This is a genomic window from Streptomyces sp. NPDC058375 (genome assembly GCF_042723425.1).
Classification (GTDB): Bacteria; Actinomycetota; Actinomycetes; order Streptomycetales; family Streptomycetaceae; genus Streptomyces; species Streptomyces durocortorensis.
Genome location: NZ_JBHXJG010000269.1, coordinates 1 through 9,504 on the forward strand (window position 1 = coordinate 1; position 9,504 = coordinate 9,504).

A 9,504-nucleotide genomic window follows, 5' to 3' on the forward strand; every position below is an offset into this window, starting at 1 on the left:
GGGCCCCGGCGCGTCCACCCCGTTTAGGGAAGGGGCGGGGCGGGGAGTTGTCGTGGCGCAGGAGACGCGTCTCAGCACCCCCGCACCCCCAGGACCCCCGCCCCCGCCTCCCACCCCCGCCATCCCCCGTTTCCTCCCCCCGGCCAGGCCGCGCCCCCTCCACCCCAGCGGTAGGCTGACGACGCCTGATCCACGCGGATCGGAACTCGCATGCTCGAAGGGACTCACCCCATGGCGCTCGAAGCCGGCCTCCTGGAGATCCTGGCCTGCCCGGCCTGCCACTCCCCGCTCGACGACCGTTCGGCGGCCGACAGCCCCGAACTGGTCTGCACGGGCGACGACTGCGGCCTGGCCTACCCGGTCCGGGACGGCATCCCGGTCCTTCTCGTCGACGAGGCCCGCCGCCCCGCCTGACCGCGAGCGACGCACGTACGGGCAGGACGGCGCCCGGCAGCACACGGCAGCCGGCGCCCCGACCGACGACAACGGGACGGACCGCAGGCAGGGCCACCATTCGGTCACGGCCGCCAGGCCTGGCGGCCGCGCCACAGGACCCTCGTACGTGCACCCGCAGCCCGCACCCCACCCGGTGATCGGAGGCCCATCGCCATGCTCGACGAGTCCTTGCTCGACGCCCCGGAAGCCCTGGCCCGAGCCGACCGCCGCGATCTGCTGCGCGGTGCCGCCGAGGCCGGCGCCCGGGTCCGTACCGCCGCCCGGCACGCGGCCGAGGCCGGCATCGGCGGCCTGGCCCCCGAGGGACGCCCCCGTGCAGTCCTCGTCGCGGGCCCCGGCACCGCCGCCTCCGGAGTCGCCGACCTGATCGGCGCACTGGCAGGCGCAGCCGCCCCGGTCGTACGAATCAACCCCACGGGCGTCGCCCCCGCCCCCGGCGCCCTGCGCTGGGCACTGCCCGGCTGGGCCGGATCCGTGGACCTGCTCCTCATCGCGACCGCCGACGGCTCCGAACCGGGCCTCGCCCTGCTCGCCGAGCAGGCCTACCGCCGCGGCTGCACCGTCGTCGCCGTCGCCCCCACCCGCTCCCCGCTGCGCGAGGCGGTCGACGGGGTGCACGGATTGGTCGTCCCGATGGCAGCTGCCCCGCACGGCGAGTACGACGCGGAGACCTCGGCCGCCGGCCCCGGCACACTGTGGGCGCTGCTCACCCCCCTGCTGGCGCTCCTGGACCGGGTCGGCCTGGTGACCGCGACGCCGGAGGACCTGCAGAAGGTGGCGGACCGCCTGGACAGCACCGCGGAACGCTGCGGCCCGGCCATCGCCACGTACAGCAACCCCGCCAAGACGCTCGCCGCCGAGCTCGCCGACAGCCTGCCGCTGCTGTGGACGGAGGGCGATGCCGCGGGCCCGGTGGGGCGCCGCTTCGCCGCCGTACTGTCCGAGCTGGCCGGCCGCCCCGCCCTGGCCGCGGAACTCCCCGAGGCGCTGCCCTCGCACGGCGGGCTCCTCGCAGGGGACTTCGCGGCCGGCGCGGACCCCGACGACTTCTTCCGCGACCGGGTCGACGAGGGAGAGACGCTCAGAGCCCGGGTGGTCCTGCTCCGGGACCGCCCCACGGGAGGCCTCAGCGCCTACCCGGCGGCCCGGGAACTGGCGCTCGGCCACGACACACCCGTGAGCGAGCTGGAACCGGAGGAGGGCGGCGCACTGGAAACCGTGGCGGAACTTCTCGCGATCACGGACTTCGCCGCGGTGTACCTCTCGCTGGCCTCGGCCCCCCAGCCCTGACAGAAGCCCACACTCTCTGGCCACCCCCACGACGCCAGGCCCTCACGCAACACTGATATCCCTGGTGCACACACCACACACCACACACCACACACCACACACCACACTGCGCGGTAGACACAACGCCGTCCACCACGCCACCGCGACCCACCGCACCACGAGCCCCACCACACCGCGCCCCCCCCACCAAGCCCCACCCCACCCTTGACCACGGCACCGCGCCCCACCCCACCCGAGGACGACTTCATGGACCGGCTGTCCAACACCGTGCGCCCCTACGCCTGGGGGTCCACCACGGCCATCCCCGCCCTGCTCGGCATCGCGCCCACCGGCGAACCGCAGGCCGAGATGTGGATGGGAGCCCACCCCGGAGCGCCCTCACGTATCACCCGCACCACCGCGTCCGGTGAGACGGAACTGGCCCTCACCGAGGCCATCGACGCCGACCCGGAAGGCGAACTCGGAGCGCCGACCATCGCCCGGTTCGGCCCCCGCCTCCCCTTCCTCCTGAAGCTCCTCGCCGCCGGCGCCCCCCTCTCCGTCCAGGTCCATCCTGACCTGGACCAGGCCCGCGAGGGGTACGCCGACGAGGAGGCCCGGGGCGTCCCGATAGACGCCCCCCACCGCACGTACAAGGACGCGAACCACAAGCCCGAACTGATCTGCGCCCTCACCCCCTTCGCCGGACTCTGCGGCTTCCGCCCGCCCACCGAGGCGGCGGACGCGATGGAGGCGCTGGGAGTCGACTCCCTCAAGCCGTACGTGGACCTCCTCCGCGCCCACCCGGAGGAGGCCGCACTCCGCGAGGTGCTCACGGCGATCCTCGGCGCGAACCCGGCGGAGATGGCCGAGACCGTCACCGAGGCCGCGGCCGCCGCCGAACGTCTCGGCGGCACCCACGCCCCGTACGCCCGCATCGCCCACCACTTCCCCGGCGACCCCGGGGTACTGGCAGCCATGCTGCTGAACTACGTACAACTCCAGCCCGGCGAAGCCCTGTTCCTCGGCGCCGGCGTCCCGCACGCCTATCTCGACGGCCTCGGCGTCGAGATCATGGCCAACTCGGACAACGTCCTGCGCTGCGGCCTGACCCCCAAGCACATCGACGTCCCCGAACTCCTGCGCATCGTCCGCTTCGAGGCCACCGAGCCCGGCGTGCTGCGCCCGGAGGCGGCCCCGTCCGGCGAGGAGCTCTACGAGACCCCGGTCGACGAGTTCGCCCTGTCCCGCTACACGCTCGCCTCCGGGGCGGCCCCCACCGACCTGACCGCACCCACCCCCCAGATCCTGCTCTGCACTGCGGGCACCGTCACGGTCGGCGAACTCGCCCTCGCACCGGGGGAGTCGGCCTACGTCCCGGCCGGCGAGCGTGTCGAAGCGACGGGGCGGGGCACACTCTTCCGGGCCACCGTGGCGGCCTGACCCACGGGCCGTCCCGGCGGCTGCAACAATGTGCCGCCTCACCACGGCGGCACGTGCCGCCGCGCAACGACGAAGGGACACCACGCACTCATGAGCGCGTCAGGCGGAACCAAGGCGATCGTGGCGGCACTCGCCGCCAACCTCTCGATCGCCGTGGCCAAATTCGTAGCGTTCCTCTTCAGTGGTTCCTCGTCGATGCTCGCGGAGAGCGTCCACTCGCTCGCCGACTCGGGCAATCAGGGGCTCCTGCTGCTCGGAGGCAAGAGGGCGAAACGCGAAGCGACCCCTGAACACCCCTTCGGCTACGGGCGCGAGCGTTACATCTACGCGTTCCTCGTCTCCATCGTCCTCTTCTCGGTCGGTGGCATGTTCGCGGTGTACGAGGGCTACGAGAAGATCAAGCACCCGCACGAGATCGAGGCCTGGTACTGGCCGGTCGGGGTCCTGGTCTTTGCGATCATCGCCGAGATCTTCTCCTTCCGTACGGCGATCAAGGAGTCCAACCTCACCCGAGGCGACCGCTCCTGGACCGAGTTCGTCCGCCGGTCCAAGGCCCCCGAGCTGCCGGTCGTCCTGCTGGAGGACCTCGGCGCCCTCGTCGGCCTGATCCTGGCGCTCGGCGGTGTCGGCCTCGCCCTCGCCACCGGAAACGGCGTCTGGGACGGCATCGGCACCCTCTGCATCGGCATCCTGCTGATCCTCATCGCGATCGTCCTCGCCGTAGAGACGAAGTCCCTCCTGCTCGGCGAGTCCGCCGGCATCGAGGACGTTCAGAAGATCAAGGCGGCCGTGGTGGACGGTGACACCGTCACCCGCATCATCCACATGCGCACCCTGCACCTCGGCCCCGAGGAGCTGCTGGTCGCCGCCAAGATCGCGGTCCGGCACGACGAGACCGCCGCCGAGGTCGCCGAGGCCATCAACGCCGCCGAGACCCGCATCCGCGCAGCGTGCCCGATCGCACGGGTCATCTACCTGGAGCCGGACATCTACAACGCGCAGGCCGCCGCGACCGGAACCAACCCGGGCAAGACGCCCGGCGGCCCGTCCGACGCCCCGAGCGATTCCGGCCACTGACCCACCGCACACCGGCCCCGATCGGCCCGGTGACCCCTCACACACGCCCCTCTCCCCGAACGGGCTGGGGCTCACTGGGCCGTTCGGTGTAGATTCGGATACGGATAACAGACGTCGCTGCTGATGGCGGTCGACCGGCTGGCGGGAGCGAGCCGGGCGAGGGACAGAGGGCCTCCGACGGACTGCACTGCGAACGCCCGGGCATTCGTGTGCCCGCCGCGCCGCAGAGTCAGCCCAGACAGCCCACCCTCGACCCATCACGAGGAGCAGCCCGTTATGACGACGGCCACCAACCGCCAGGACTTCAAGGTCGCCGACCTCTCCCTCGCCGCTTTCGGGCGCAAGGAGATCACGCTCGCCGAGCACGAGATGCCCGGTCTGATGTCGATCCGCAAGGAGTTCGCCGCCGCCCAGCCGCTGGCCGGCGCCCGGATCACCGGCTCGCTGCACATGACCGTGCAGACCGCCGTGCTCATCGAGACCCTCGTCGCCCTGGGCGCCGAGGTCCGCTGGGCCTCCTGCAACATCTTCTCCACCCAGGACCACGCCGCCGCCGCCATCGCGGTCGGCCCGAACGGCACCCCGGACGCCCCCGGGGGCGTCCCGGTCTTCGCCTGGAAGGGCGAGACCCTGGAGGAGTACTGGTGGTGCACGGAGCAGGCGCTGACCTGGCCGAACACCCCCACCGGCGGCCCGAACATGATCCTGGACGACGGTGGCGACGCCACCCTCCTCGTCCACAAGGGCGTCGAGTTCGAGAAGGCCGGCGCCGCCCCGGACCCGTCGACCGCGGACAGCGAGGAGTACGCCCACATCCTCACCCTGCTGAACCGCACCCTCGGCGAGGCCCCGCAGAAGTGGACCCAGCTCGCGTCCGAGATCCGCGGTGTCACCGAGGAGACGACGACGGGCGTCCACCGCCTGTACGAGATGCACCGTGACGGTTCCCTCCTGTTCCCCGCGATCAACGTGAACGACGCGGTGACCAAGTCGAAGTTCGACAACAAGTACGGCTGCCGCCACTCCCTCATCGACGGCATCAACCGCGCCACCGACGTCCTGATCGGCGGCAAGACCGCCGTCGTCTTCGGCTACGGCGACGTGGGCAAGGGCTGCGCGGAGTCCCTGCGCGGCCAGGGCGCCCGCGTGATCATCACGGAGATCGACCCGATCTGCGCGCTGCAGGCGGCGATGGACGGCTACCAGGTCGCCACGCTGGACGACGTGGTGGAGCAGGCGGACATCTTCATCACCACGACGGGCAACAAGGACATCATCATGGCCAAGGACATGGCCCGGATGAAGCACCAGGCGATCGTCGGGAACATCGGCCACTTCGACAACGAGATCGACATGGCCGGTCTCGCGCAGATCGACGGCATCGTCAAGGACGAGGTCAAGCCCCAGGTCCACACCTGGACGTTCGCCGACGGCAAGGTCCTCATCGTCCTGTCCGAGGGCCGCCTCCTCAACCTGGGCAACGCGACCGGACACCCGTCCTTCGTGATGTCCAACAGCTTCGCGGACCAGACCCTCGCGCAGATCGAGCTGTTCACGAAGCCCCAGGAGTACCCGACCGACGTGTACGTGCTGCCCAAGCACCTGGACGAGAAGGTCGCCCGTCTCCACCTCGACGCCCTGGGCGTCAAGCTCACGACCCTGCGCCCCGAGCAGGCGGCGTATATCGGTGTCGAGGTAGAGGGCCCGTACAAGCCCGACCACTACCGCTACTGATCCACTCCCGGCGGTGGGGCGGCCGGCCGCCCGCACCCCCCGCGGCGGCCCCCCCACCCCCCCCACGACCGCCCCCGAAGCGGAGCCCGCCGCAGATCCGCAGCAGAACCGAGTGCAGGCCCCCGCACCCCCGTGCCGGGGGCCTGCGCCCGTTACCGCCCCCGCACAGTCCGAGGAACCCGAAGGACCCCATGCCCCGCGGCAGGTATTCGCTCCACGACCTTCACGATCACACCCCCCTCGGCGAAGAACACTTCCACTGCGCCCCCGGCCCCTCCGGCTGGCGCTACGTCTCCCAGACCACATCCCCCTCCGGAGACCACCTCGGCTCCGTCGACCTCGCCCTGGACGAGCTGGGCCGGCCGATCCGCCTCGAACTGCACGCCGCGAGCTGGCAGGTACGAGGAGCAGCCCTGGAAGGGGTCACCTGGGTCAGGACAGACCCGACCGGCAGCCACGCCACCGAAGGCAACGTCCGTGCCCACACCTTCGCCGGCACGTCCCCCGCATTCCTCATCGCCATGACCCGCCTCCTGCGCCTCACCCCCGCTTCCCCCACGACCCGCGTCCGCGTGGTCACCTTCACGGACCCGGTTCTCGCATCCAGGACCGTCGACCAGTCCTGGGCCCTGATGAACAGTGAAGCGCACGCCACTGACAACGGCCCCCTGATCGTGGACGAATACCAGGTCAGCGCCCTGGACACCGGGGAGCAGCACACCGTCCACATCGCCGGCGACGTGGTCCTCGCAGCACCCGGCATCGAGCTCGAACACCTGGAGACGCCCCCGTCCCCCCGCGCCTCCGGCCCCCTGACCGACCCGGACCTGTCACCCGGCACCGGACCGGACACCGACGAGCCGGCCACCGACTAGCCGGGCGGAGCGAACCCGGCCGAGGAGACACCTCCACCCCGCTCCGCAGAAGCCCCGCCGTGCCCCCCGGCCCCGGCAGCCATCGACCCCCCGAAGCGCACCCCCGACAGGCCGGGCGAGCCCAACACCGCGGGCCCACCCGGCACCGCAGGCCCGCTCGGCACCGCAGGCCCACCCGGCACCGCGGGCCCGCCCGGCCCGGCAGGCGGGGACGGCACGGGCCCCTCGGCCCGGGGCCCGGCGAACACGCGCCGCGCATCCCGTGACTGCCGCTCATGCACCACCGCCGCCAGAAACGCCGCCGCAGGAACACCCTGCGGCGCGGCGGCCCCCGTCCGCGCGACCAGCTCACCGGCCAGCCGTTCCGCGATCGACCGCCCCACGCCGGGATCCAGCTGCTGCATCCGCGTCAGGTACTGCCGTACCGCGGACCAGAGCTCGTCCGGTACGCCCGACAGATCCAGCTCCGCGAACCGGCCGACCAGCCAGGGCGGGGGAGGCGGCACGGCGACGGACCGGCCCGTCGCCGCGACGCGCTCCCGGATCACCAGCGTCCCTGCGAACACGTCACCGATCCGGCGCCCCCGTGCCGACACCAGGGAGGCGATGGAGGCCAGGGCACCGAAGGTCAGAAGGATCTCGACGAGCCCCATGGCCCCCCGGACGAGCGCGTGCCGGAACCGGACCGGCCCACCGTCGTCCCGCACCACCCGCAGCCCGCAGGCCAGCTTCCCCAGCGAGCGGCCATGGCTCAGCGTCTCCACCGCGACCGGACCACCGATCAGGACCAGCAGGAACGAGGCGACCCCGATCGCCGCGACAGCGGCCTCGTCCAGGGCGGCGGAAGCGATACCCAGCAGCACCGAGACCAGGACGAAGACGGCGAACGTCACGGCCAGATCGATGGCCGAGGCCAGCGCCCGGCTGGGCAGCCGCGCGGGCCTCAACCCCAGAACGACCGCGTCACCGGTCACCAGCTCACTCATCGGGCCCCACCCTTCGCCGACCTTCTCTGCCCCAGCCGGGCCCAGTCTGCCAAGCTGACCGCCAGCGCGCCGCAGTAGTACGGACCCGTACGCCCCCTTGCCTGGAGCAACAGACGCCCATGGACCTCGACGTCTTCGTCACCGCCCACCGCTCGGAGTGGGACCGCCTCGAACACCTCCTGCGCCGAGGACGCCGCCTCACGGGCGCGGAAGCAGACGAACTGGTCGTCCTGTACCAACGCACGGCGACGCACCTCTCGCTGATCCAGTCGAGCAGCACCGACCCACTCCTCACGGGCCGTCTCACCCAGCTCGTGGCCCGCGCCCGGTCCACGGTGACCGGCACCCACAAGGCCTCCTGGCGCGACGCGGCCCGGTTCCTCACCACCGGATTTCCGGCCGCGGTCTACCGCTCCCGCCACTGGTGGATCCCCACCGCCGTGCTCTCGACAGCGCTGGCGGCATTGCTGGGCTGGTGGATAGGCACCCACCCCGAGGTGCAGGCGGCGATCGCGGCACCGGACGACCTCCGGGCGATGACCCGCCCCGGCGGGGAGTACGAGACCTACTACTCCAGCCATCCGGCGGCGTCGTTCGCGGCGCAGGTATGGACGAACAACGCTCAGGCCGCGGCCCTGTGCCTGGTCCTGGGGGCATTCCTCTGCATACCGGTGATCTGGATCCTCTTCCTCAACATGCTCAACCTCGGCGTCGGCATAGGCCTCATGTCCTCCGCGGGCCGCCTCGACGTCTTCCTCGGCCTGGTGCTTCCCCACGGCCTGCTCGAACTGACCGCGGTCTTCGTCGCCGCCGGCACGGGACTACGCCTCGGCTGGACCGTGATCGACCCGGGCCCCCTGCCCCGCCGGACCGCCCTGGCCCAGCAGGGCCGAGCCGCACTGGGTATGGCCATCGGCCTGGCGCTGGTCCTGTTCGTCTCCGGCCTCATCGAAGGCTTCGTGACCCCGTCCGGTCTCCCGACCTGGGCCCGGATCACCATCGGCATAGCCGCTGAGCTGGCGTTTCTCGGTTACGTCTACATCCTGGGCGGCCGAGCGGCCCGCGCCGGGGACACGGGCGACCTCACAGCAGTCGAACGCAGCGCCGAACTCCCCACCGCGGCCTGACCGCCGATGTGCTTTCGCCCCTGCTGACCTGCTAGTGTCCTCCTCGCCCACAAAACCCGTTGACACGGCAGATGTGGGGAGGTAGATTTGAACGGTTGCCTCGGACTGGACAAGTTCGAGTTGGGCGCGTAATATCTACTCCGCTTGTGCAGGAGCGCTTGTCGATTCCGCCGAGCCAAATGATTCTCCTTTTGCAAACTCGCTCAGGTTTGTTCGTTTGGCCTGTGAGTTTCTGATAAAGTCGGATCCGCCGAAAGGCAAGGCCACTCCACAGGTCACCGGAAATCGAATTCGGACCGGAAACGGAACGAAGAAGAGTCTGGTAAAGTCGGAAGCGCTGGAAAGGGAAAACGCGAAAGCGAAGAACCTGGAAAGCGAAACTGCACGGCCCGCTTCGACCGGGAGTCAGACACTGGAAAGCGTCTGATAGAGTCGGAAACGTAAGACAGCAAGACAAAGAAGAAAACGAAGGGAAGCGCCCGGAGGGCCCCGGTGATACGGGACCGAAGGAAGCGTCCGTTCCTTGAGAACTCAACA

The 9,504-nt window shown here is 71.1% G+C and carries 8 protein-coding genes; 7 read left to right on the forward strand and 1 reads right to left on the reverse strand.

Annotated elements, in window-relative coordinates:
* The first annotated feature begins 231 nt into the window (after positions 1–231).
* The 6 genes from ACFWM7_RS30005 (at position 232) to ACFWM7_RS30030 (ending at position 6,854) form a co-directional block, all read left to right on the forward strand.
* Positions 232–414 (forward strand): Trm112 family protein, encoded by a 183-nt coding sequence (locus ACFWM7_RS30005; protein WP_003968734.1) that lies wholly within the window; start codon positions 232–234, stop codon positions 412–414.
* A gap of 195 nt (positions 415–609) precedes the next feature.
* The gene (locus ACFWM7_RS30010) at positions 610–1,746 is read left to right on the forward strand and encodes an SIS domain-containing protein (protein WP_383266468.1); all 1,137 of its coding nucleotides are present in this window, start codon (positions 610–612) and stop codon (positions 1,744–1,746) included.
* 246 nt (positions 1,747–1,992) lie between these two features.
* Entirely contained in the window at positions 1,993–3,168 is a 1,176-nt protein-coding gene (gene manA / locus ACFWM7_RS30015) for a mannose-6-phosphate isomerase, class I (RefSeq protein WP_383266484.1), read from the forward strand.
* Between the two features lie 90 nt (positions 3,169–3,258).
* A complete protein-coding gene (locus ACFWM7_RS30020; protein ID WP_383266471.1) occupies positions 3,259–4,245 on the forward strand; it encodes a cation diffusion facilitator family transporter in 987 nt (328 codons plus the stop codon).
* A gap of 276 nt (positions 4,246–4,521) precedes the next feature.
* Positions 4,522–5,979 (forward strand): adenosylhomocysteinase, encoded by a 1,458-nt coding sequence (gene ahcY, locus ACFWM7_RS30025; protein ID WP_383266474.1) that lies wholly within the window; start codon positions 4,522–4,524, stop codon positions 5,977–5,979.
* Positions 5,980–6,170: 191 nt separating this feature from the next.
* Positions 6,171–6,854, forward strand: coding sequence for a hypothetical protein (locus tag ACFWM7_RS30030; RefSeq protein ID WP_383266476.1), 684 nt, complete (start codon positions 6,171–6,173; stop codon positions 6,852–6,854).
* On the opposite strand, the gene ACFWM7_RS30035 is transcribed toward ACFWM7_RS30030, so the two are convergent.
* Positions 6,851–7,840 (reverse strand): RDD family protein, encoded by a 990-nt coding sequence (locus ACFWM7_RS30035; protein ID WP_383266479.1) that lies wholly within the window; start codon positions 7,838–7,840, stop codon positions 6,851–6,853. The two genes, ACFWM7_RS30030 and ACFWM7_RS30035, sit on opposite strands and share 4 nt — an antisense overlap.
* 119 nt (positions 7,841–7,959) lie before the next feature.
* On the opposite strand from ACFWM7_RS30035, the gene ACFWM7_RS30040 reads away from it, so the two are divergent.
* Positions 7,960–8,967, forward strand: a complete 1,008-nt coding sequence (locus ACFWM7_RS30040) for a stage II sporulation protein M (protein ID WP_383266481.1) — start codon at positions 7,960–7,962, stop codon at positions 8,965–8,967.
* Positions 8,968–9,504: the final 537 nt, after the last annotated feature.

Coding starts and splice junctions, on each gene's coding strand:
- manA (WP_383266484.1), top strand. CDS start 1,993: ATGGACCGGCTGTCCAACACCGTGCGCCCCTACGCCTGGGGGTCCACC.
- ACFWM7_RS30010 (WP_383266468.1), top strand. CDS start 610: ATGCTCGACGAGTCCTTGCTCGACGCCCCGGAAGCCCTGGCCCGAGCC.
- ACFWM7_RS30035 (WP_383266479.1), bottom strand. CDS start 7,840: ATGAGTGAGCTGGTGACCGGTGACGCGGTCGTTCTGGGGTTGAGGCCC.
- ACFWM7_RS30040 (WP_383266481.1), top strand. CDS start 7,960: ATGGACCTCGACGTCTTCGTCACCGCCCACCGCTCGGAGTGGGACCGC.
- ACFWM7_RS30005 (WP_003968734.1), top strand. CDS start 232: ATGGCGCTCGAAGCCGGCCTCCTGGAGATCCTGGCCTGCCCGGCCTGC.
- ahcY (WP_383266474.1), top strand. CDS start 4,522: ATGACGACGGCCACCAACCGCCAGGACTTCAAGGTCGCCGACCTCTCC.
- ACFWM7_RS30020 (WP_383266471.1), top strand. CDS start 3,259: ATGAGCGCGTCAGGCGGAACCAAGGCGATCGTGGCGGCACTCGCCGCC.
- ACFWM7_RS30030 (WP_383266476.1), top strand. CDS start 6,171: ATGCCCCGCGGCAGGTATTCGCTCCACGACCTTCACGATCACACCCCC.